Raw genomic sequence first — 24,277 nt, forward strand, 5'->3', positions numbered from 1 at the left:
TTTTTTACGAATTAATTATGTGACCTTCCTCTAAAATGATGTGCTTATTACACATACGTTTCCAGAAATTAAGATTGCTAACCACTACAACACTCCAAGGGTTAGATTTATCACATAGGTACTCGAATATTTTTTCAGATTCTTTATCATTAAATTGTTTCAAGGGTTCTTCTAAAATGAGCACCTTTGGTTTCTTTAAAATGGCTCTTGACAACAATAGCTTAGCCGAAATAAAGTATGGAATTTGTTTTCCTTCAGGTTTTAATAAGGTATTAAGCCCTTCAGATTGACGTTTCAGGAACGTACTTAAGCCAACTTTTTCAAATACTTCAAAGATTTCTTCGTCGGTAATATCTTTATTCCCAAAGGTGACATTCTCTCTTATCGTACCCTCAAAAGGAGATTCTTCAGAAAGGACCATCCCTAAAAGCGATCGGTATTTGTTAATTTGTAAACTTTCAATAGAAAGATTATCTATGTAAATGAAACCGTCGGTAGGAGCAACCACACCAGAAATAAGCTGTAACAGGCTTGATTTTCCAGCTCCACTCTCTCCTTGAATTAAAACACGATCGGTAGGTTCAATTTTTAATGAGATATCCTCTAAAATTGGTTTTTTTCTGTTAGCAACTCGATACCCAGCATTTTTTAATTCTATAGTAAAGGGTCTTGCTTTAGAAACTTCTTCGCCATATTGGTTTTCAATAGACTTGTCTACAACCTGTCCTAGCTTTTCGATAGAGGTTAATACATCGTAAAATGATTCCAGACTTAAAATTAGTTTTTCAACAGAAGCGATTATTAAGATGATAATGATTTCGGCCGCTACAAATTGTCCGATATTCATTTGTTGTTCCAGTACCAAATATCCCCCAACAAGCAGCAGACCTGCTGTAACAATAACCTTAAAGCTGATCATTTGCTTAAACTGGAGCATTAAAATTTTAAAATGTTTTTCTCTTCCGTTTACATAGTCCAGTACTAAATCATCGGTTTTATCGATGGCTAAACTGGTTTTTCCAGATAGTTTAAAACTAATAACCGTTCTTGCTATTTCCTCAAGCCAATGGGCCATTCGGTATTTATATTTTGATTCTTTTAAGCTGGTATCTAACCCTTTTTTAGCTGTATACTTAAAAACAACAAATATGAGACCTAGTAATAAGAGTCCGAAAAAGATAAAGAAGGGGTGATAGAATGAAAGTAAGATGAGTGCAAAAATAACTTGTAGGAAAGCCGAAGGAATATCAATTAAAATTTTTGATAACCCTTTTTGGATAGTTAGAGTATCGAAAAAGCGGTTGGCTAATTCCGGCAAATAATAATTACGCATTTCGTTCATTTTAATTTTAGGAAACCTATAAGCTAAATCGAACGAGGCTCTTGCAAAAATACGTTGCTGAATACTTTCAATAATACGAATTTGTATCAATTTTAAAATACCTGTGAAAGCAACACCAGAAGTAACCAGAACAACCAAAACAATCCAGGATGTAGATACCTGTCCGCCTTGTAAAAGCGTTATGATGGCTTGTATTCCCAAGGGGAGGGTTAATGCTAAAATTCCTTCGAATATAGCAAAGTAGGCAACTCTAAAAATGTCTTTCTTTTCAAGTTGAACGAGGCCTAAAAAACGTTTCCAAGGTGATAAAACGCTGTTATTCTTCATGCTTCAGGGTGTTTAGGATTAAGTTGGTATAAAATTCGGTAACTGAATGATATTCATTGCAGTTTGTTATGTTTTTTATGTGCTGTTGAAAAAAATGTTGGTGCAAAGCACCTTCAATGGTAGAACTAGCTAAACTTAAAGGGTGTTTATAGGTTTTGCTGAATTCTAAAATTATTTCAGAAAAACGCGTTACTACTCGCTTGAAAGGCTTAAAGAATCCTTCTTCATTTTCTGTGTCCACATCGCAAGTGAGGTAAGCTTTAGCATTTTCACTTATGATTATTTTGTTTAGAATAACCTCGTTAATATGTTCGAAATTACTATCCTCTTCGGTAGTTCTAGTCAGGACTTTAATAGCACTTTTAAGCTTTTCTTCGGTGTTTTTTAAAGCAAAGGTTTCTAAGACCAGCTGATATTCTATCCAAACCCAATACCAGGAAGTGAGGTACATTAATAAATGGTGTTTACTCTCAAAATATCTGTAAATAGAACTTTCATTGGAGCTTATAGCTTGTCCTAGTTTTTTAAAAGTAAACTGCTCAAAGCCTAGTTCATCAATTAATAAAATACTATGCTTAATGATGCGCTTTCCTAAATCTGATGTTTCCGGGTCTTTAATAAAAATGCCTTTCGGGACTTCTATTTTAAAGCTTTGTAAAAGGTTGATCATACTTTTTAAATGTGTACCTCACAAATTTAATAGTAATACTTTTAAAATAGTGTTATTATATATTAAAAATTTGTGAATGTTTTTGAGATATTGATAATTCTAATAGAGAAAACTATGAGATACCTAAATTAAGAATAAATTGATACTGAATGAAGTAGATTTCCCAATTTGTTTGTTGGGAGCAGGTAGTTTTGTTTCAAGTGAAGAAGGATTTAATTCTAAATTATTTATGTGCTATTAGAAAAACCAGAAAATGCATGTTTGTTTTTTTATTATCATTATGATTTTTTGGAAAAGAAACGACATAATACAGAGAAATATATTTTAATTCAGTGGCAGGATTATATGGAATAGAATTATGCTTTTAGAGATGAAATTGTATCACTTCAAAAAAAAGTATTGTCAACTATATTGTCAGCCAAAAATAAAAAAGCCCGTAAACATTACTGTTACGAGCTTTTGTTGCGGAGAAAGAGGGATTCGAACCCCCGGAGGTGTGACCCTCAACGGTTTTCAAGACCGCCGCATTCGACCACTCTGCCATTTCTCCTTGAGTGTCTCATCAGGTATTCCCTGAATGCGGGTGCAAATATAGAATCCTTTTTCAATTCTATCAAAGTTTTTCGAGCTTTTTTTCGACTTTTTTAAATTTAATTTTTAACTCTCTCATTCCTAATGTTTTTAAAAATTAGTGATGAAAATTAAAAATGCAAACCTTACTTTTGTGTAAAGCAATACTAAAAAATGGATATCATAAAACAGCTCAAGTGGCGTTATGCAACTAAAAAGTTTGATTCAAATAAGAAACTATCATCTAAAAAGCTTGACACTTTAAAGCAAGCGTTTAACCTTACAGCAACCTCATTCGGTTTACAAACCATAAAACTACTTATTGTAGAAACAGAGAGTATACGTCAGTCGTTGTTGCCCCATGCCTATAATCAGCGCCAGGTTACCGATGCTTCTCATTTATTGGTTATATGTATACAGGAAGACGTATTAGAACACGATGTGGTTAATTATTACGAAAACATTAAAGACATACGAAAAACATCTGAAGATATTTTAAAGCCGTATCGTGAGGACTTAATTAAAATGATGAACAAGATGTCTGTCGAAGAGCGTCAACAATGGTCAAAACATCAAGCCTACATTGCTTTGGGTAATTTAATGACTGTTTGTGCTGTGGAGAATATCGATTCTTGTCCTATGGAAGGATTTAAAGCGTCAGAGTACGACAGAATTTTAAATCTTCAGGAAAAGGGCTTAAAATCGGTATTGTTACTTCCGGTAGGTTACCGTTCAGAAGACGATATGTTTTCAGACTTCGCTAAGGTTAGAAAACCCTTAGAAGAAGCAATTATAGAACTATAAAATAAAATTAATGGCGTTACCCAAAATGGCTTTTGGGTCGGGCTTTCGGTAGTCGCTCTCTGCGAGGAGCTTCAACAATACCTTAATCCCTAACGCAAAACAAAACATAAAAATATGCCTGGATTTGAATTATTTGGAGATAAAGAACGTAAAGAAGTAAACGACGTTTTAGATAGCGGTGTGCTTATGCGCTACGGTTTCGATGGTATGCGTAACGGACACTGGAAAGCCAAAGAATTAGAAAAAGAATTAGAAAATACATTTAAAGCAAGTCATGCTCAGTTGGTTTCTAGTGGAACGGCCGCCATTTCTGTGGCTTTGGCTGCTGCAGGAGTCGGAGCAGGAGACGAAGTCATTTTACCAACATTTACCTTTGTAGCAAGTTTTGAAGCCGTAATGATGCTGGGGGCGACGCCTGTTTTAGTGGATATAGACGATACTTTAACGCTTAGTCCAAATGCCGTAGAAGCAGCAGTTACCTCTAAAACTAAAGCCGTGATGGTGGTTCATATGTGTGGAAGTATGGGCGATATGAATGCTTTACAATCTATTTGTGATCAACATAATTTAATCTTGTTAGAAGATGCTTGTCAGGCCATCGGCGGAACTTACAATGGAAAAGCTTTAGGGAGTATTGGTGATTTAGGTTGTTTTTCGTTCGACTTTGTTAAAACCATAACCTGTGGTGAAGGTGGTGCGGTAATTACAAATAATGAAAACTATTATTTACACTCCGATCACTACAGCGATCATGGTCATGACCATGTTGGAAACGACAGAGGCGCAGAATCACATCCTTTTTTAGGTTATAATTTCAGAATTTCAGAGTTGCATGCAGCGGTTGGTTTAGGGCAGTTAAAACGCTTACCTGAGATTATAGCCGTTCAAAAGAAGAATTTTACCATAATACGAGAAGCTTTATCAGTTATTCCTGAAGTGACGTTTAGAACGGTACCTAAAGGAGGTGAGGAAAGTTACGGCTTTTTAAATTTCTTTTTGCCAAATTTAGAAACCGCTCGTAAAGTGTCTGAAGCTTTCAAAGAAAATGGAGTCGATGCCTGTTTTCATTACTACGATAATAACTGGCACTACGTTCGTAAGTGGGAGCATTTAAAAGAATTAAAGTCCTTGTATCCGATTTCAGATGAAGTTAAGAATGGAATGGCTTATTTAAAGGATGCTGAATTTGCTGAATCTGACCACTATATTGGGCGAAATATTTCCAGTTTAATTAAATTATCGTGGACTGAAGAAGAGGTGAAAGCCAGAGCTTCTAAAATGGTTCAAATCATTCAAGACATACTGAAATAAAGGAGATAACACAATTTTGTGTTATATATCTTTTATCATTTGTTACATATTTTATATTCTCTTCATGGTTGAAACTTTAACTTTGATTAAGCTATTAATCAACAATCTTTTAAGGTGTCAGTTATGAAGAGATTTTTTACATATTCAAGTTTACTACTTTTTATTTTCCTTTTTCAATCCTGTAAATCAAAAACCAAATCTGAAACAGAAATTACAGTAGAAGAAAAAACACCGGTTAAGCCTTATAAGACTTATAAAGATGCTATAGTTTTTAAAACCTTGTCTATGGAGTTTATTGGTCCGGATACCATTTCATCTGGATGGAATACATTTAAATACATGAATAGGGCCAATGAAACGCATTTTATACTGTTCGATAAATACCCTGATGGTAAAACTATTGAAGATGGAGAAAAGGAGATTATCCCTGTTTTTGATAAAGGCATGGATTTAATTAATGAAGGGAATGCAGAGGCCGGTTTTGCCGAATTTGGAAAACTTCCCGAATGGTTTCCTCAAATTGTCTTTACAGGAGGTTCAGGATTAATTGCTGGCGGACAAACGAGCATAAGCACACTTTATTTAGATCCCGGTTATTACGTCATGGAATGTTATGTAAAAATGCCAAATGGTAAATTCCATAACGCTATGGGGATGGTAAAAGAACTTATTGTAACAGATAAAGTTTCTGGTGAAGCTGAACCTGAAGACGATGTTGAAATAACAATTTCTAATGAAGATGGTATTGTTATTGCAGATAGTTTACCGAAAGGTCAAACGGTATTTAAAGTGACGTTTAAAGATCAAAAATTACATGAGAATTTTGTGCAAACCGATATCCATCTGGCAGAACTTTCTAATGAAGCTAATCTAGACTCACTTGAAGCTTGGATGAATTGGGCGAACCCTAAAGGTTTAATAACCCCAGTACCGGATGGTGTGAAATTTTTAGGAGGCGTTCAGGAAATGCCAGCCGGAAAACATGGATATTTTACGGCTGACTTGAGACCTGGTCGTTATGTTTTAATCTCAGAAGTTCCTGCAACGAAAAGCAAAAACTTACTTAAAGAATTTAATATATCAGACTAATAATTTACGTAATCTACGATTTCTAAACCGTAACCAACCATACCAATGCGCTTAGTTTGAGCACTGTTCGAAATTAAGCGCATTTTATGAATATCTAAGTCGTGTAGTATTTGGGCTCCAATACCAAAGTCTCTCGCATCCATATTAATTCTTGGAGCCTTAGATACTGCATTAGGTTGCTGATGCTCTTTCAAGAAACTCAATCTACTCAAAATATCCATAGACTGTACTTCCTGATTGATAAAGATTATAGCACCTTTACCTTCATCGTTGATTACCTTAAACATATTTTCTAATTGCTCATCAACATTATTGGTTAATGTTCCCAGGATATCGTTATTTATTAAAGTAGAATTGATTCTGGTAAGCACAGCATCATTTTCGTTCCAAACGCCCTTAGTTAGAGCTAAATGTATTTGATTATTAGTTGTTTGTTTGTAAGCTCTTAATCTAAAACTTCCAAAACGCGTTTCAATTTCAAAATCTTCTTTCTTTTCAATTAAAGAGTCGTGCTGCATTCTGTAAGCCACTAAATCTTCAATAGAAACGATTTTGACATCCAGTCTTTTGGCTACTTCCATAAGTTGTGGTAAACGCGCCATAGTACCGTCTTCGTTCATGATTTCAACGATTACTCCGGCAGGCTGTAATCCTGCCAAACGCGCAAAATCAATGGCAGCCTCGGTATGCCCGGTACGCCTTAAAACGCCGCCTTCTTTAGCAACAAGTGGGAAAATATGTCCTGGCCTTGCTAATTCAAATGGTTTGGTAGAAGGGTCCACCAACGATTTAACTGTTTTAGCTCTGTCACTAGCCGAAATACCTGTTGAGACTCCTTTTCCTCTTAAATCTACAGATACGGTGAAAGCAGTTTCCATATGATCGGTATTATTGGCAACCATCATATTTAACTCCAATTCTTTACAGCGATTTTCTGTAAGTGGAGCACAAATAAGTCCTCGACCTTCAGTAGCCATAAAGTTTATCATTTCAGGTGTAACTTTGTCTGCAGCAGCTAAGAAATCACCTTCATTTTCACGGTTTTCATCATCTACCACAATAATTACTTTACCATGTCTAATGTCCTCAATGGCTTCTTGTATTGTGTTAAGTTTTATTTTAGAAGTTGTATTATTTGTCATTGTCTCAGTTATCATGATGCAAAGATATTGCTATTTTAAGGAATTTAAACAATTTTGCTTTAAGTCTTCTTTCATTTTAGAATTCAGAAAAACGTATCCAATAAAATAAAGTGGTAAGCTTATAATGATTAGTATAATATGGGGTTTCTTTTCAGTTTTATTAATATGCTTGTAAAACTGATTGATATTGAAAATAGTTTTTAAGTAGTATATAATGTACATCGCAAAGGATACGATACTTAATTGTATCGATGCTGTTGCAACAGAGGGTAACTTATTATTGGCAAAAACAAAGTGTAAAATGAGTAAAATGGCGCCAATCGTGTATAAGGTAATCGCAAATGTACTATGATCTTTATAATCTTTATAGATGTCTTCTGAAGTATCAAATGCAGGATCAATTTCTAAACCTTGACTTCGTAAAGATCGGGTTGAATAGCCTCTGAAATTTAGAAGTTTTAAAGCTTCGTAACGTGTGTTTTCATCATGACCCAAAGCTTCATAGTTAGCAATAACATCTAGGATTCTATCGTTTTTATAAGAATGCATAAACGTATAATCTACAGTATCCTTATCCTTTATTTTAAGGGCTTTCTTGATAGGTTCAATTAAATGATCGAATTCAAATAGTCCTTTGTCGGCTGTAGCACGTTTCGTTAAGAAGACACCAAGAGGCAACATAACAAGGGTAGAAAACCAACTAGCCAGTATAGGATTAAAACCACCGTTTTTAGCACTATTGGTTGCGAAAATTCCAATAAAATGATAGGTTAAGAATAATAAAATGGCAACCACCATTGGTAAGCCAATACCTCCTTTTCTAATTAAAGCTCCTAAGGGGGCACCAACGAAAAACAAGACAATACAGGCCAGACCTAAGGCAAATTTTTCGTGTAGCGAAATATAATGCCTGTTAATCATAGATTCAGCTGCTTTAATTGGGGTTTCCCTCGAAACTATAAGTTGTTTAGCACTTCCCATAGTTTTCTGAGCCATATCAACAAGTTCAACTTGGCGTTTTAAATCAAGACTATCTAACAGAGGACCTAAATTAACTGAATCTCGTTCTTTAACTTTCGATATTCTATGGTTATTAGCCATAATACTTGTACGCTGAAAAATACTTTTTGAAAACGTTTCGTGGTCATCTTTACGTTTGATTTCAAGCGAGTCTATGGCTTTGTTTAAATCGACCACATCCAGCATGCTGTACTTATCGGTTTGCGATTCTTCATCCATATCTACATCATTAATCTGAGAGATATCGATATTTATAGTATAGGTCTCGAATGTACTTTTAGCGAAAGGTTTCTTGTTACGTTTTTTAGGATCTTTTGAATAGATATCACTGTAATAGTTCCCATCCTTTAAAATCAATTTTATAACATTCGAATCTTCTCGACTGGCAAGTTCACCCGTTTTAGAGCGGATAACCGTCGCGTTTTTACGACCATCGTTTCCTTTTATATGAATGGTAACGCTATCTAAATACTGACCACGCTCTCCATGCTTTTTATCAAACTTAATATTATAAGTTCCAACAGGGTTAAATTGTCCTTCTGCCAATACCATGGCAGGTTTTAACTTGGCTATATTTCGACGTAAGTTATACGACTTTAATTCAGCCCAAGGTATCACATTGTTCGAAAAGAAGAAGGTGGTGATTCCTAAAATAACTATAAAAATACTAAGTCCCGACATGGCGCGTTGTAAGGATATTCCTGTGGATTTCATTGCCGCGAACTCGTAGTTTTCAGCAAAACTTCCAAAAACCATAATAGAGGCTAGTAGAATAGTTAAGGGTAATACTAACGGAATTAACTTAGGTGTGAAATAAAATAGGAATTTAAAAATTACTTCTATGTCTAGGTCTTTCCCTGCAAGTTCTTTAATGTATAACCAAATGGTTTGTAATACAAAAATGAGCATGAGTATAATAAACACGCTCAAAAAAGTCTTTAGGTAAGACGTTAGGATATATCGGTCTAGTATTTTCAAGTGTAGGTAGCTTAATCTAGATTGTTGATGTAAAAATCTTTGTATTTATTGGCGTCAAAGGTAAATAAGCTTTTTGATAAAGGCTCGTTTGTTTTAAAAGAATTAACAGTAAGCGTTGTTTTCGTACCGTTTTTGCCAACCTGAATTAGGTTATAAATGTGTTTGGTCTGTTTGTCGATACCTAACAAAATATTCTTAATTTCTGAATTTGAATCGATAGGTGTTAACTTCACATATTGAATTTTTCTACCGTTAATGTTTTGTTCAATATCCATGGCATAGGTGTAGCCGTCTTCGTAAAACGATAACATTTTACTAGGGGTAACAGAATCTTCTTCATTATCACCTTCAGAAGAAACGGTTACTTCTTCATCCTCTAAACTTATACTGTATAGTTTTTTACCATCAAAAAGGCGGGTTACACCTAAGATGTTTAATCTGTATTTTTCACCTTCCATCACCACATCACCTTTTGTTTGTTGCTTGATGTTTTCAGCTGTGTTTTCTAATACATATTTAAAGGTAATAGAAATGTTGTTATAACTTTTAACTTTGGCAGACACCTCATTCAAAAGGCTTTTTGCATTATTTTGAGCAAAAGCACTAACAGATAAAGTTAATAGTAAAACAGTGATAATCTTCTTCATTTTCATTTTTTAATTATTGTATTTCGTTTTCTAAATGGTTATCCAAAGCCGTTAAATCCGGTATTAAAACTTGTCTGGCTTTACTACCTTCAAACGGACCAACAATACCTGCGGCTTCCAATTGATCGATTAAACGCCCCGCTCTGTTGTAACCTAATTTTAATTTTCGTTGTAATAAAGATGCCGACCCTTGTTGTGCTGTAACAATAACAATTGCTGCATCTTTAAATAGTTTATCTCGATCTGATATGTCTACATCAAGACTTGTGCCACTTTCTTCACCAACAAATTCAGGTAACATATAAGCTTCAGGGTAAGCTTTTTGTGAGCCGATAAAGTCGGTTATTCTTTCTACTTCAGGAGTGTCAACAAAAGCACATTGTACACGAATTAAATCATTTCCTTGGGTATAAAGCATATCTCCACGACCAATAAGCTGATCGGCACCTGCACCATCTAAAATAGTTCTGGAGTCAATTTTAGAGGTTACTCTAAAGGCAATACGTGCCGGGAAGTTCGCTTTAATGATACCAGTAATAACATTAACCGACGGACGTTGAGTTGCGATAATTAAATGAATACCAATAGCACGTGCCAACTGGGCTAAACGCGCAATAGGAGTTTCTACTTCCTTACCAGCTGTCATAATTAAATCAGCAAACTCATCAACGACCAAAACGATATATGGTAAGAACTGATGTCCGTCATTAGGGTTTAATTTACGCGCTTTAAATTTGGCATTATATTCGGCTATGTTTCTACACATGGCCGACTTAAGCAATTCATAGCGATTGTCCATTTCAATACACAAAGAGTTTAAAGTATTAATCACTTTAGTATTGTCTGTAATAATGGCATCTTCACTGTCAGGTAATTTTGCCAGATAGTGTCGCTCAATCTTATTGAATAAAGTCAACTCTACTTTTTTCGGATCGACCAACACGAATTTTACTTCGGCAGGGTGTTTTTTGTATAATAAGGATGTTAAAACTGCATTTAATCCAACCGATTTACCTTGTCCCGTAGCACCAGCCATAAGCATGTGAGGCATTTTAGCAAGATCGACCACAAAAGTTTCATTGCTAATGGTTTTACCCAAAGCAATTGGTAATTGCATATCGGAACTCTGGAACTTTTTAGAGGCAATTACCGAACGCATCGATACGATAGTTGAATTTTTGTTTGGTACCTCGATACCGATAGTACCTTTCCCTGGAATAGGTGCGATTATACGAATACCTAATGCGGAAAGCGATAGGGCAATATCGTCTTCTAAGTTTTTAATTTTTGAAATACGAATACCAGCCTCAGGAACAATTTCATAAAGCGTAACGGTTGGTCCAATGGTGGCTTTAATATTCGAAATACCAATATTGTAGTTTTTTAGGGTGTCTACAATTCGATTTTTATTTTCTTCTAATTCCTCCTGATTAATGGTGATACCTTCGGAATCGTATTTTTTAAGTAAATCTAGTGTAGGAAATTGGTATTTCGCTAATTCCAGAGTTGGATCGAACTGTCCGAAATCGGCAACCAGTTTATCTGAAAGATTATCGGTTTCAGATTGTTCTTCTGCAACTTGTTCTACTTCTATATCTAAATCTTCTTCAATTTCTTCCTCAGCTATATTGACTTCAAGAGATGTAATGTTGGATATAGGTTTTTCTTCTGGCTGGGTTGTGCTTAGCGTAATTTTTTCACCTAAAATGTCGTCATCAGGATTACTGTTTCCTTTAGATTTATCATCATCAATATCAAAAGCTGATTTAAAAGCCTCGGCTTCATCTGTTAGGTTATTGTCCACACCAACAACAATATCTTCGTTTGCGGTTGTAAATTCATCTTTAATATCCTTTTTTGCCGAATAAAATACGTTTGCAAAATTTTGGAACGTTAGTCGGAATCGGATGGCTAAATAGGTAATTACGCCAAATAATAATAAAAGAGATACGCCAATTTTACCAATATAATCCTGTAAATACGAATTGACTTCATAACCAATAGTACCGCCAAGGATATCTGTTTTAGCTCCAAAAAAACCGAAAAAAACCGAAAGCCAAATAATGATTAAGGTGCCCCAAAACCAATGCTTTCTCAATTTGGTTTTATTACTTTCGGTTAAAATATAGACACCCGATAAGCAACAAAGCCCCGAAAAAATAAATGAAGCAATACCAAAACCACGTTGAATGAATAAATCACTTAACCACGCACCGGTTTTGCTCAACCAGTTTTTGGGTTTTACATCTCTGGAAGCAAAATCAGAAAGGGTACTCTGGTCCGCTTCACCAGTAAATAGAAAGGATACAAATGCAATACAAAGCACGATACCGAAAATAACCAAAAAGCTTCCGAAAACCAGTTTTTGTTGGCTTGATAATTGAAAGCTAGGTAGTTTAAATTTTTTCTTGGTAGAGGTTTTAGTTTTGGTTTTTTTCTTCGCCATTCATGCACGTTTAGGTTAAAACAAAAATACAAATTACTAACGTTTATCCTAACGATATATTATTTTAAAAAATCTTAGGGAGATATATTATGAATCCTATAATTGAGGCGAAAATGGAAGCTATAAAAACAGCTCCGGCAGCTATATCTTTAATATAACCTATTTTATGATGATGTTCTGGGTGAACAAAGTTTGCAATTTCTTCGATAGCGGTATTAATACCTTCAATACTCATTACTAAACCAATAGCAAGCAATTGCAAAATCCATTCGGTAGGAGAGATATTAAAAAAGAATCCTGCTGCACAAACACATAAAGCGATTACAAACTGAATTTTTATACTGGCCTCTTTCTTTAAAAGTAGGACAGCACCTTTAAAAGCATAGCCCACACTTTTTAACCGGTTAATGAAGAAGGATTCTTTTTTTGTCACGTATATATGCGGGATGTTATTTTAAAGCTTCTAATGCAGCTTGATAGTTAGGCTCATCAACAATTTCAGGTACCTGTTCTGTGTAGACCACATTTCCTGTTTCGTCTAAAACCACAACACATCTGGAGTGTAAAGTTTCTAAAGGACCATCGGTAAAGTCTAAACCATAAGTTTTACCAAAGCTTCCATCTTTATAATCCGATAGGTTAACCACATTATCTAAACCTTCAGCTCCACAAAAACGTGCCATAGCAAAAGGTAAATCGTGAGAAATACAAAGCACTTTAGTGTTCTCCAGAGTACTAGCTTCTTTGTTAAATGCTCTTACCGAGGCAGCACAAGTTCCTGTATCTACACTAGGGAAAATATTTAAAACCACTTTGCTTCCAGAAAAATCACTTAAGCTAACGGTTTCTAAATCGGTATTAGTTAATTTAAAGTCTGGTGCTTTTGTTCCTGTTTTTGGAAGTTCACCCGATGTATGTATTGCATTTCCTTTTAACGTTACTGTTGCCATTTTTTTTATTGTTTTAAATTTCATTAAAAGTAGTAATTAAATAAGAATAATAAAGAAAAGGGCTTTCGGTTTTACAAATCTTTAACGTCTTTGTCGGTTACTAAATTATGATGCTGTTATCTAAAATAGAGCAAATCCTAATATTATTAAGTGTTGTGAATACTTCAATAAATTTTATCGATTATTAAATAGTTAATAGAAATATAGATTTATGGTTTTCTAATTACTATTTCTTAACTTTAAGGGAAAGAAATAACCTATAAAATTTTAAATCTCAAAATATGGAAGGAAATTCAAATTCATCCGGCGGAAAATGTCCGTTTATGCACGGCGCAAACACCGAAACAAATCAATCGGTAATGGATTGGTGGCCTAATGCTTTAAACTTAGACATTTTAAGTCAGCATGATACTAAAGTTAATCCTCTGGGAGAACAATTTAACTATCAGGAAGCCCTAAAATCATTAGATGTTGAAGCTTTAAAGAAAGATGTAACCGATTTAATGACCGATTCTCAAGATTGGTGGCCTGCCGATTGGGGGCACTATGGTGGATTAATGATTCGTATGGCATGGCATGCTGCCGGGTCTTACCGAATCTCTGATGGTAGAGGAGGAGGAGGAACGGGTAATCAGCGTTTCGCTCCGCTTAATTCCTGGCCTGATAATGTGAGTTTAGATAAAGCCAGACGTTTACTTTGGCCAATCAAGAAAAAATATGGAAATAAAGTTAGTTGGGCCGATTTAATTATTTTGGCAGGAACCATTGCTTATGAAAGTATGGGATTAAAAACCTACGGATTTGCGTTTGGTCGCGAAGATATCTGGGCACCTGAAAAAGATACCTATTGGGGAGCAGAAAAGGAATGGTTAGCACCAAGTGATGGCCGTTATGATGACGTTTCTAAACCAGAAACCATGGAAAATCCCTTAGCTGCTGTACAAATGGGATTAATCTATGTGAACCCGGAAGGAGTTAACGGAAATCCAGACCCATTAAAAACTGGTGCGCAGGTGCGTGAGACCTTTAAGCGTATGGCCATGAATGATGAAGAGACAGTAGCACTAACTGCCGGGGGACATACCGTTGGTAAAACACACGGTAATGGTGATGCCAGTATTTTGGGGCCGGATCCAGAATCAGCTGCAGTTGAAGAACAAGGTTTCGGATGGTCTAACCCAACGCGATCAGGTGTAGGGAAAGACACGGTAACCAGTGGACTTGAAGGAGCATGGACAACTTACCCTACCAAATGGGATAACGGCTATTTTGAAATGTTATTTAATCATGAATGGGAATTAAGAAAAAGTCCTGCAGGAGCGCACCAATGGGAGCCTGTGAGTATTAAGGAAGAAGATATGCCTGTGGATGTTGAAGATATGACAACCAGACATAACCCAATGATGACTGATGCCGATATGGCCATGCGTGTAGATCCAATTTACAAGGAAATTTCATTAAAATTTAAAGATGATTTCGATGCCTTTTCAGATGCTTTTGCAAGGGCATGGTTTAAGCTAACCCACCGTGATATGGGACCAAAAGATCGTTGGTTTGGTCCAGATGTACCTAGCGAAGATTTAATCTGGCAAGACCCTGTTCCAAAAGGAACATCAGATTATGATGTGGATGCTGTAAAAGCTAAAATAGCAGATTCAGGATTAACCATTTCAGAGTTGGTTTCTACAGCTTGGGATAGTGCCCGAACGTTCAGAGGGTCAGATTTTAGAGGAGGCGCGAATGGCGCACGTATTCGTTTGGCACCACAAAAAGACTGGGCAGGTAATGAACCTGAAAAGTTATCAAAAGTACTTTCTGTTTTAGAGCCTATAGCTTCTGAATTTGGTATTAGCATTGCCGATACTATTGTTTTAGCTGGTAATGTGGGTGTTGAAAAAGCAATAAAGAATGCAGGAATGGATGTTTCTGTACCTTTCTCTCCAGGTCGTGGCGATGCTTCACAAGAGATGACTGATGTCGATTCTTTTGCACCGCTTGAACCATTAGCAGATGGATTTAGAAACTGGCAGAAGAAAGATTATGTGGTTAGTCCAGAAGAAATGTTGTTAGATCGCGCTCAGTTAATGGGACTAACGGCGCCTGAAATGACTGTTTTAATTGGAGGTATGCGTGCGATGGGAACCAACTATGGCGGAACTAAACACGGAGTATTCACTAATAATGTAGGTGCTTTAACGAACGATTTCTTTGTGAATCTAACTGATATGGCCTACAAATGGAAACCAATTAGTAACGGAGTTTACGAAATTGTAGACCGTAAGTCAGGTGCTGTAAAATGGACAGCAACTCGCATTGACCTAGTTTTCGGTTCGAATTCTATATTAAGATCTTATGCTGAAGTATATGCACAAGATGATAGTAAAGAAAAGTTTGTTGCCGACTTTGTTAATGCATGGGTAAAAGTGATGAATGCCGATCGTTTTGATTTAGCTTAATCATTGAAACTTTATAAATAAAAAGCCACTTCAGTCTGAAGTGGCTTTTTATTTTGAATTACTTAAAGCGTATGTATGTTTCAATAATTTTATGATCAACACCGGCTTCATCTACTTTTTCTATTCCGCTTTGTATTAAAGTGTCGCCACGAACTTCAACCGTAAATTCAAACGTGTTGTCTTCCCAATTTCTAAAATTGCAATACTCTAAAAATTCAGTGTATTTATGTCCTGTTAGCTTATATTTTCCTCCACCGGAAGCAAAAAAAGCTAAAGAGTCCTTTCCTTTATGAATGTCGTGATTTAGAAAAGAAAAATGTGAATTATTAATAATTTTAATCATGCTTTTATTAGATAAATCGCTTTCTATGGTGCTGTCTTCTTTGATGGTTGTCGCGGAAATTAGTTTCCATGTTCCTACAATTGGTAAAGGCTCAGGTTGCTTAGGGTTTTGTTCCTGGCCACAGGAAACTATAATTAGAAGTAAAACGATTAAAAGGTGTTTAGTTGTCATTGGTTATGTTTGAAAATTTGAATCGCAAATGTAGGAAAATAGAATATACTTTTATCTGGATATTTATACTAACACGGTTTCAGCTTCTTTCTCTTTAATCAAATCTTCAACAAATACATCAATATGTTTTTTGGTAACGTTAGGCATGCAAATGAGATGGGTTACATCGTCTTCGGTTGCTAATTGCCATTTATTTTTTATGGCTTCTGAAGTTTTTGGCAATACCACTGTAATCGACCCGTTGTTACTCCAGGCTTTAATACCGTGTTCGCACAATCTGGCCTTACAATATTCAGCGACTTCTAAGCTATGCTTGTAGCGTGCTTTTAATCCGTCGACTCCCATATGTTTAATAGCGTACCACAAGAATAAAACACTATGTCCGTTTCTAGAGCCAGTAATGGTAGTATCTAAAGAGCCGATATAACTTACGCCTTTTGAGACACGATCTCTCAAGGAACGTTTTGTAATGATTACACCACAAGGTATTGGCGATCCTATAAATTTATGACCGCTTATTGAAATGCTATCGGAGCCATCGGTAATATCATAAGGAATTCTATCATTTAAAAATGCACCGTAAGTTCCTGATAATGCGCCATCGCAATGAATGTAATGATCTTGAATAGCTAATTTTCTTAAAATGCCTTTTATTTTGGAAATATCATCTTTAGCCTCTTTCATTGTGGTCCCGAAATTCGATAAGATGATAGCTGGTTTATGTCGATTATACTGAAGCGTATTCTGTAAATCTTCATAATCTATTTCACCATTTTCCTGCGAACGAATCACAATACCTGGGATATTAAGTAAATGGATATTTTTCTTAACGCTGTAATGTGTCGATTCAGAATAGTAGACCATAGCTTTTGGGTATAATTCACGAGCAATGTATAATCCATAAAGGTTACTTTCCGATCCACCATTGGTAATATACCCCCAATAATCATTAGCGTTAGCTCTGAATAAATCAGCAAAAAACTCGATAACCTCACGTTCCATCTCATGGGTTTGTACTTTATAAGTGCTATTAATAAAGGGGTCTCCCACATTGTTTATCGGGTATTTTAAGAATTCGAATAATGGTGCATAATCAAAATCTTTGGAAATGGGATATCCTAAAAACAAGTTGCTGGCTTTTTTAATGTTTTTTAAAGTGTGTTGTAGTTGGGCTTGTATATTCATATGTTATGATGTCTTTGTTTTGTTTGTTTTAAAGAATTTAAACACTTCAAAATTATGTTTTATAATTCTGTATTTTTGTTAATATAAATTATTTAGAAAATAAATCTTTATATGTTATTTTTGCAGATATTATATACTGATATGGTGTAAAGTGTTGATGAAATTTAGAAATATAATCTACAATGGATAAAATAGATAAAAGCATACTGAAACAACTTCAGATTAACGCGAAGCAAAATGTTAAGGAAATTGCAGGTAAGGTTGGACTAAGTGTAACACCTACTTACGAGCGTGTAAAGAAGTTGGAGCAGGCTAAGATTATTAAATCTTATGTCGCCTTACTGGATAGAGAGGTAATAGGGAAGAAGTTTGTAGCGTATTGTCAGATTACGTTGATTAGACATCATAAGGGGTTGATAGATGATTTTAAAGCATACACCCTAAATTTTCCTGAGATTATGGAATGCCATCACATCTCGGGAAATTTCGACTTTTTATTAAAGATTGTTGTTGATGATATCACCCAATATCAACAATTTATTACAGACAAGTTGTCGCTGTTAGATAGTATATCGACCATTAACAGTTCGTTTGTTATGGAGTCGGTTAAAGATACTACAGTTTATGAATTGTAGAGGGGTTATTTACTCAGTTTTAAAATTCTGAAGGCGCCTTGAACTACTAAAACAAACACTATAGTACCAATAATTAAATCGGGTTTACTTGAATGCAACCAATTCACTAAAAGCCCCGCTATAATAACACCAAGGTTAATGATAACATCGTTAGATGTAAAAATCATACTTGCTTTCATGTGTGCCTCTTCTTTACTTTTTGATTTTTGTAAAATATAAAGGCATATACCATTTGCGATAAGTGCAAAAATAGACACTGTAATCATAGTCGAGAAATTTGGGAGTTGTTCTGCTCCAAAAAAACGTCGAAGGACTTCTGTAAAGCCAATTAAGGCAAGGGTAATCTGAAAATAACCTGCAATTTTAGCAATGCGTTTTTTTCTAATGATGGTACCTCCAACAGCAAATAAACTAATGCCGTAAACAAAACTATCAGCGAGCATATCTAAACTGTCAGCAACTAGGCCCATGGATTTTGAAAATAGGCCGGTTATCATTTCAATAACAAAGAATCCGAAATTAATGGCAAGAACCGCCCATAGAAGCTTTTTTTGGTTGCTTTGCTCTTCAAAATGGACTACCTCTGTAACTTCAGATGACAATCTCTGACTTCCTAAATTTAGCTCTTTTAAGGCTGAATCTATGGCTTCTGATGATTCTGAGTGAAAAACAAATAATTTTCGGTTGGGTATATCGAAATCTAAATGGTTAATATTGCTAAGACCTTCCAGTTTCATTCGAATCAGGTTTTCTTCAGAAGGGCAATCCATTTTGGTAATTTCAAAAGTGGTTTTGTTCATCTTAAAAAGTTCGGTTTTCAATACTAGTAACAAATTTAAATAAAACGGTTTAGATGTATTGTCTAAACCGTTTTGAACTTATAATATTTAAGGAATAACGATGATATGTTCCCAGAAATGTCCACTAATATCGGTGATTTTAAGGGTGTATTTGCCTTTAGACAGATGTGTTAACTCCGGACTTTTAAACGTTAATTTAGCTTTGGCTCCCAAAGGAATAACCAAACTATGCATTCCGGGTTTAATTTTGGTAATGTAATAGTTTAGAATGTTTTCATTTGATAACGCAGCCAAATCATCTTGATTGTATTTCAAAACATATTGATTTTTATCGTTAAACAACTCAATTGTAATGGTCCAGGAACCATAAACATCGACACCTTCCGTTCTAAAAACATCAAACGAAAGTGTGTTGTTTTGTATTGTTCCGTTGGTAATCTCTAGTTTAGGTTTTACAGATTTGTTATGAAGTGTACCCCATATACCACCGTGAAATATTTGATTGGTTGATAATGTAATTACTAGAATAACTAAAGAACCAATCAAAACTAATTTGGGAAACCTATGGGTGTTGATTGGTAATTCACCGGAGCCTAACCATTTAAACCAATTCTTTGTTGTAAAGGAGTATTGTTTTTTGGAGAAATAATTATCTAGAGAATACGTACTACTACCACTTAAGAATAGAACAAATCCGGTAGCGATACCAAGTACGCCAATTTGCCATTCATCTAAACATGTCGTGCCAATCCAGCCAGAACCTAAGAGTATTCCCATGGCTAAGCCAAAAACTCCAATACTTGATAGGCGCGTAAAAAAACCCAACATAATAAAAAGGCCGACAACCCCTTCAATAATGGTAAATAAAACCATGTTCCACCAAAGGATATCTGGGTTTTCAACCATATATTGAATTAGCGGTTTTATACCTAAGGCATTTGGGAGAAAGTGATTAAACTTTTCACCGATATAACTGGCGGTGTCCGGATCTAATTTATTAGTTAAAATAGTACGTCTCCAGAAAGCCGAAAAATAGGTCCAACCAACAACCAGTCTTAAAGCAAGCGTTAAAAGTCTTGCATCGTTTTTTATTTTAAATGTATTCATTTTAAGTGAGGTTATTAAATGGTTAGACTTATAAATCCTTGTTTTTTCATCTGTAAAGCGTAGAGTATACCATTGTCAATAACCTTGATGTTTTCTGGTAGATTATCAAGGGTAACGTTAAATTTTTTCAGACTCAGGCCACAAACAAATATTTTAATAGGTGCTGATTTGCTATCCTCAAGAAGTTTGTTAAACATAACACTGCCAGGTATATCCCGAACCGTTTTTCCGCAGAATACGACATGTAATTCACCATGATTTTTTGAATCTTCTTCAGCTAAAGCATGAGCCGTAATAGTTATGGGTTTAAGTTGTTGAATGTTTTTAGAAAGAATGAAGTAATTATGCTTTTCAGGGTTAACGTGCTGTGCATGTAATGTTATTGTACTCAACAACGCCAAGCCCAAAATTGAAATATAATGTATTGGGGTTTTCATAATGTTTGAATGTTAAATATTAAATACAACAAAGCCTTTTAATCAAGTAATACGCGCAGAAGTTTACTGCCATTTATACTTAATTGTAAACGACATTAGAGTTGTATTTTGAAAAATTGTTATAATGTTATTTCAGAGAATGAATAACAAAATGTAAGAAGTAGCGGTGCTGTTATTACAGGTAGTCTTTAAAATTCTGGTATAGAATGTAAAAGGGTATTGACGAAACTGTATGGGCGTCATAGCTTTCAGGAAGTAAACAAGATCGCTTAACCGCTAAAGTATTAAACGAAAAATCAAGATAATTTAGAACACCGAAAACATTTGAAACTGTATTATTTTCAAGGTCTAAGTGTTTTAATGAAAGTTCGAAATCACTACAGCTTTCACTGAAAGTGGTTTTATTCTTATTAGAGATTTCAGTTTGTGGAACCCCTAATTCATCTTGAATGAAGTTTCTAACCTTGCACGGTGAAATCACTAATGCCAGGGTTAGCCCCAGTAATGCAAGTGCTTTAGATACGGTTTTTAGGTTAGATTTTTCGAGCATAAAAACAAATATATAAAAAGCTTTAGGCTTACCATGTTATAGTTTTCTTAATAAATATTAAGAATTAATCGGGAATATTGGGTTCCACCAATTTGGTAAGTTTATCTAAAGATTCCTGCCAGCCCAGATAGCACATGTCTACAGGAATGACTTCAGGAATATTTTCCTGTACAATTTTTAATTCCGTGCCACAGGACACTTCTTTAATCCAAACACTGGTAATCATGACATTTGGCAGGTTAGGATCATCAAAACCATCGGTATGTTTTATAAAACTATTAGGTTCCAGTTCAAGAAATTCACCACCAAAAGAATGACTGTTACCTGTCGAGAAATTTGTAAACGACATTCTGTATTTACCACCCAAAGTAGCATCAAACTCATGTACGGTACATAAAAAAACATACGGCGGACTCCATGCTGCTAAAGCATTGGGGTCGGTAAAGGCTCTAAAAATTTTTTCGGGAGTGCTTTTAAGAATCCGATGTAGTGTGACTTTGTTTGTTGCCATGATGAAAGAGAATTAAAAAACGTATTCTTATTAAAAATAGTGAAAATTTTAGTTTTATAATTAGTTAGTTTAGCTAGGGGTTTTAGGGGTTTCCTTCGAGTCATGTTCGATATTCCTTCGGGAATCCTTCGGTAAAAGCCAGTATTTACGAAGAAAACTCGAACAAATCCCGAAGGAATATCGAATGAAACCCAAAATAAAACGCCACAATTCAATAAAGAATCGTGGCGTTTTAATAAAAGTTTTTGAGGATTATACTCCGTTAAAACTCGCGTTTACCGAATTCACTTTCTATAAACTTCGATTTGTTTTTTCCGTTTTTAAAGGTGTATGATAAGTTGATAAATACCATGTCTACCTCGTAAATGTAGTTGGTTGTGGTATAAAATTCACCTGGTCTGTACGTAGTTATACGCTGCTCGTTAGTGCTTAATAATCCCATATCGATATTCTGCCATTGCAGGGTAGCAGTTAGGGCATCATTAAAAAATGATTTTTGAAAGGTTAAATTCGGAGAATAAAACCTGGAGTCTTCACCTTGGGCTGTAACACGCTCAGACAGATAGTTAAATGTAAATTGTAGTGACGCATTTTGCCAGAACGTATAAGTGGAATTCAGGTTTACAGAGTACTGAGTGGATTCAGAATCTACAGGTCTGTTATCAAAACGACCATCAATAGCATAATTATAAATATTGGCACCTATAAAATTAGTCCAGTTCTTACTGGGTTTTAGTTCAGCGCCTAATTCAATTCCGATAGCTTTCGCTTTTCCTACGTTAGAGTATATACGGTTTAAAATTGTATCGTTATAGATGGTATTTACGCGATTAACAAGGTTTTGTGTGTTTCTGTAATAAGCCGTAGCAAAAATGGTGTTACCACCTTTCATTTTTTTGTTAACGCCTAATTCTACTAAATCAATAAATTCTGGTTTTAATTCCGGGTCTCCCTGTTCTAAAGTTTCAGAGTGTTCGCGTTCGGGAAACGGATTCATTTTAAAAGTCGTGGTACGTTCTACACGCTTACTGTAGGCTGCTTTTATGTTGGTTTTGTCGTTTATAGCGTATTGAAGTGATGCGGAAGGGTACAACTTGGTAAAGTCGTAATTGTAGGTGTCATTAATGGTGTTGGCTTTATCTTTTAAAGTTAAAACACGATCCATGACTTCCAATCGAGCACCTGCCGAATAATCCCAGTTGCCTTTTTTACCAGATATCTGTGAATAAAATGAATTGATGTTACGGGTTAAATTTACCTCACTTGAAAATTCTGGTACCAAGGTGAAATCATCATTAAAATCTGTACGTCGTTCATAAATAAAATCTCCGGTATGGTCCAGATTACGGTATTGATAACCAATCTCCAGTTGTCCGAAATCGAAAGGTTTAAAACTATAGTCTATTTGCGCACGAATACCATGTAACGGGTTGTCGTTGGTGTTGTATTCATCTTGGTATAGTACCGAAGTATCAGGATATCCCAAATTCTGATTTGCGGTTGGGCCTCCTAAAAGTGTGTATTCGTATAAAACAGAAGTCGATAATTTAGAGGTGTTTTTAAAGATATGATCGTAGTCAAAACTTCCTAAAGCAAAATCACTTGTACGATTTCTTAAATTGTGATTGTAATATTGGAAGGTATACAATCGGTTATCACTGTCAGCAGGCGATACCGCGTGGTTATCGTAGTACACAATATCGGCTAGTCGGTCTTTATCACGTTTACCGGCAAAAACACCTAACGAGAATGTATTTGTTGTATCCGGCGTGTATTCCACAGTAAAACGTCCGCTGTAATTAATTTCATCAAAACTGCGTTCTCCTGTAGAAGGAAACTGTGTTTTTTCATCATTAATAATCGTATATACATCACCTTCACGACGACCACCTAAGTCGTTTCGTTGATAGCTCGCCCCCAATGAGACGTTCCAAAAATCGTTTCTAAGGTTATACGTCGCATCTACAGCGTAACGCTGGTGTACTTTATCGTTATCATACGTTTCAATAGAAGGAAGTCCGCCTTTTACATTAATTTGTCCGAAAGCACCATTGGCAGCACCTTTTTTGGTAATGATGTTAAGTAAACCAGCTTTTCCTTCGGGATCATATTTTGCTGAAGGCGCCGTAATAACTTCTACACGTTCTATAGCATTGGCAGGTAGTTGAGCAATTAAGGCATTGGCATTACCCTGTACAGGTTTACCATTTAATAAAACAACAAAACCTGAAGATCCACGAACGCTAATGTCTCCCTGGGCATCTATACTTACTGATGGCAGGTTACGAATCACATCAATTCCTGAACCTCCTTGAGCGCTTTTAAACTCGTTTGCATTAAATACTTGTCGGTCAATTTTATTGGTTACGGTAGCTTGTTTACTCTTTACAACAACTTCATTTAAGGTGTTTCCTAAAGCTAATTGTATATTACCTAAATCGATAGTTTGGTTTGTATGCTGAAGCGTGATACCGTTAATTGATTTTGTTTGGTAGCCAATAAAAGAAGCTTTTAAATAATACTCTCCTTTTTTAAAGTTTTTAATTTCGAAGTAACCATTGGAGTCTGTTACCACACCAGTAACCATTTCATTGTTGTTTTGACGATAGATCACCGCTGTAGCATATTCTAAAGGCGAGTTGGTTTCATCCAAGATACGGCCAGTTATTTGAGAAAATCCAAATTGGTAAGCGAAAAAGAAGGTGAATAGGAATAAAAACGTATTCGGTTTAAGCATAAATTTAGGTTTGAATTAAGCGGTGCAAGCTACATTATTAAAGGGATTG

The 24,277-nt window shown here is 35.4% G+C and carries 21 protein-coding genes and 1 tRNA gene; 5 read left to right on the top strand and 17 right to left on the bottom strand.

Features of this window, described 5'->3' with window-relative positions:
• Nucleotides 1-4: 4 nt before the first annotated feature.
• The 3 genes from RBH94_RS12745 to RBH94_RS12755 all read right to left on the bottom strand — a co-directional run bounded on the left by RBH94_RS12745 (nucleotide 5) and on the right by RBH94_RS12755 (nucleotide 2,889).
• Nucleotides 5-1,669: a peptidase domain-containing ABC transporter gene (locus RBH94_RS12745; protein WP_307881246.1), complete on the bottom strand. Its 1,665-nt coding sequence runs from the start codon at nucleotides 1,667-1,669 to the stop codon at nucleotides 5-7.
• A complete protein-coding gene (locus RBH94_RS12750) occupies nucleotides 1,659-2,339 on the bottom strand; it encodes a TetR/AcrR family transcriptional regulator (RefSeq protein WP_307881247.1) in 681 nt (226 codons plus the stop codon). The genes RBH94_RS12745 and RBH94_RS12750 overlap by 11 nt, the downstream gene beginning before the upstream one ends.
• A gap of 465 nt (nucleotides 2,340-2,804) precedes the next feature.
• Nucleotides 2,805-2,889 (bottom strand) — tRNA-Ser (locus RBH94_RS12755).
• 194 nt (nucleotides 2,890-3,083) lie between these two features.
• Between RBH94_RS12755 and RBH94_RS12760 the strand changes: the two genes are divergently transcribed.
• From RBH94_RS12760 to RBH94_RS12770, 3 genes are all read left to right on the top strand, one after another.
• The gene (locus RBH94_RS12760) at nucleotides 3,084-3,713 is read left to right on the top strand and encodes an NAD(P)H-dependent oxidoreductase (protein WP_307881248.1); all 630 of its coding nucleotides are present in this window, start codon (nucleotides 3,084-3,086) and stop codon (nucleotides 3,711-3,713) included.
• 114 nt (nucleotides 3,714-3,827) lie between these two features.
• Nucleotides 3,828-5,024 carry a DegT/DnrJ/EryC1/StrS aminotransferase family protein gene (locus RBH94_RS12765; protein WP_307881249.1) on the top strand — a complete coding sequence of 399 codons (1,197 nt, stop codon included), beginning with the start codon at nucleotides 3,828-3,830 and terminating at the stop codon, nucleotides 5,022-5,024.
• A gap of 123 nt (nucleotides 5,025-5,147) precedes the next feature.
• Nucleotides 5,148-6,113, top strand: a complete 966-nt coding sequence (locus RBH94_RS12770; RefSeq protein WP_307881250.1) for a hypothetical protein — start codon at nucleotides 5,148-5,150, stop codon at nucleotides 6,111-6,113.
• On the opposite strand, the gene ribB is transcribed toward RBH94_RS12770, so the two are convergent.
• The 6 genes from ribB to tpx all read right to left on the bottom strand — a co-directional run bounded on the left by ribB (nucleotide 6,110) and on the right by tpx (nucleotide 13,296).
• On the bottom strand, nucleotides 6,110-7,255 hold the full coding sequence (gene ribB, locus RBH94_RS12775) for a 3,4-dihydroxy-2-butanone-4-phosphate synthase (protein WP_307881251.1): 1,146 nt from the start codon (nucleotides 7,253-7,255) through the stop codon (nucleotides 6,110-6,112). The two genes, RBH94_RS12770 and ribB, sit on opposite strands and share 4 nt — an antisense overlap.
• 30 nt (nucleotides 7,256-7,285) lie before the next feature.
• Nucleotides 7,286-9,253 carry an LptF/LptG family permease gene (locus RBH94_RS12780; RefSeq protein WP_307881252.1) on the bottom strand — a complete coding sequence of 656 codons (1,968 nt, stop codon included), beginning with the start codon at nucleotides 9,251-9,253 and terminating at the stop codon, nucleotides 7,286-7,288.
• An 11-nt stretch (nucleotides 9,254-9,264) separates the two neighbouring features.
• Complete coding sequence (locus tag RBH94_RS12785) at nucleotides 9,265-9,900, bottom strand: outer membrane lipoprotein carrier protein LolA (protein WP_307881253.1); 636 nt, start codon at nucleotides 9,898-9,900, stop codon at nucleotides 9,265-9,267.
• Nucleotides 9,901-9,913: 13 nt separating this feature from the next.
• Nucleotides 9,914-12,346: a DNA translocase FtsK gene (locus RBH94_RS12790; RefSeq protein WP_307881254.1), complete on the bottom strand. Its 2,433-nt coding sequence runs from the start codon at nucleotides 12,344-12,346 to the stop codon at nucleotides 9,914-9,916.
• 64 nt (nucleotides 12,347-12,410) lie between these two features.
• Nucleotides 12,411-12,779 carry a diacylglycerol kinase family protein gene (locus RBH94_RS12795; protein WP_307881255.1) on the bottom strand — a complete coding sequence of 123 codons (369 nt, stop codon included), beginning with the start codon at nucleotides 12,777-12,779 and terminating at the stop codon, nucleotides 12,411-12,413.
• Nucleotides 12,780-12,795: 16 nt separating this feature from the next.
• Complete coding sequence (tpx, locus tag RBH94_RS12800; protein ID WP_307881256.1) at nucleotides 12,796-13,296, bottom strand: thiol peroxidase; 501 nt, start codon at nucleotides 13,294-13,296, stop codon at nucleotides 12,796-12,798.
• Between the two features lie 281 nt (nucleotides 13,297-13,577).
• On the opposite strand from tpx, the gene katG reads away from it, so the two are divergent.
• Entirely contained in the window at nucleotides 13,578-15,752 is a 2,175-nt protein-coding gene (gene katG / locus RBH94_RS12805) for a catalase/peroxidase HPI (protein ID WP_307881257.1), read from the top strand.
• Nucleotides 15,753-15,810: 58 nt separating this feature from the next.
• Here the strand turns inward: katG and RBH94_RS12810 are convergent, their stop codons facing one another.
• Both RBH94_RS12810 and RBH94_RS12815 read right to left on the bottom strand, forming a co-directional pair.
• Nucleotides 15,811-16,266, bottom strand: coding sequence for a hypothetical protein (locus tag RBH94_RS12810; RefSeq protein ID WP_307881258.1), 456 nt, complete (start codon nucleotides 16,264-16,266; stop codon nucleotides 15,811-15,813).
• Between the two features lie 63 nt (nucleotides 16,267-16,329).
• A complete protein-coding gene (locus tag RBH94_RS12815; RefSeq protein WP_307881259.1) occupies nucleotides 16,330-17,451 on the bottom strand; it encodes a histidine decarboxylase in 1,122 nt (373 codons plus the stop codon).
• Between the two features lie 182 nt (nucleotides 17,452-17,633).
• Here RBH94_RS12815 and RBH94_RS12820 point away from each other — a divergent pair, with 182 nt between their 5' ends.
• On the top strand, nucleotides 17,634-18,086 hold the full coding sequence (locus RBH94_RS12820; RefSeq protein WP_307881260.1) for an Lrp/AsnC family transcriptional regulator: 453 nt from the start codon (nucleotides 17,634-17,636) through the stop codon (nucleotides 18,084-18,086).
• Between the two features lie 5 nt (nucleotides 18,087-18,091).
• On the opposite strand, the gene RBH94_RS12825 is transcribed toward RBH94_RS12820, so the two are convergent.
• From RBH94_RS12825 to RBH94_RS12850, 6 genes are all read right to left on the bottom strand, one after another.
• Nucleotides 18,092-18,886 carry a cation transporter gene (locus RBH94_RS12825; RefSeq protein ID WP_307881261.1) on the bottom strand — a complete coding sequence of 265 codons (795 nt, stop codon included), beginning with the start codon at nucleotides 18,884-18,886 and terminating at the stop codon, nucleotides 18,092-18,094.
• Between the two features lie 87 nt (nucleotides 18,887-18,973).
• A complete protein-coding gene (locus RBH94_RS12830; RefSeq protein ID WP_307881262.1) occupies nucleotides 18,974-19,993 on the bottom strand; it encodes a TQO small subunit DoxD in 1,020 nt (339 codons plus the stop codon).
• Nucleotides 19,994-20,007: 14 nt separating this feature from the next.
• A complete protein-coding gene (locus RBH94_RS12835) occupies nucleotides 20,008-20,430 on the bottom strand; it encodes a sulfur reduction protein DsrE (protein ID WP_307881263.1) in 423 nt (140 codons plus the stop codon).
• Nucleotides 20,431-20,605: 175 nt separating this feature from the next.
• Nucleotides 20,606-20,980 carry a hypothetical protein gene (locus RBH94_RS12840; protein WP_307881264.1) on the bottom strand — a complete coding sequence of 125 codons (375 nt, stop codon included), beginning with the start codon at nucleotides 20,978-20,980 and terminating at the stop codon, nucleotides 20,606-20,608.
• A 64-nt stretch (nucleotides 20,981-21,044) separates the two neighbouring features.
• Complete coding sequence (locus RBH94_RS12845) at nucleotides 21,045-21,491, bottom strand: SRPBCC family protein (RefSeq protein ID WP_307881265.1); 447 nt, start codon at nucleotides 21,489-21,491, stop codon at nucleotides 21,045-21,047.
• Nucleotides 21,492-21,753: 262 nt separating this feature from the next.
• The gene (locus tag RBH94_RS12850) at nucleotides 21,754-24,228 is read right to left on the bottom strand and encodes a TonB-dependent receptor domain-containing protein (protein WP_307881266.1); all 2,475 of its coding nucleotides are present in this window, start codon (nucleotides 24,226-24,228) and stop codon (nucleotides 21,754-21,756) included.
• Between the last annotated feature and the right edge of the window lie 49 nt (nucleotides 24,229-24,277).

It is taken from the genome of Aestuariibaculum sp. YM273 (assembly GCF_030908365.1).
Lineage (GTDB): Bacteria > Bacteroidota > Bacteroidia > Flavobacteriales > Flavobacteriaceae > Aestuariibaculum > Aestuariibaculum marinum.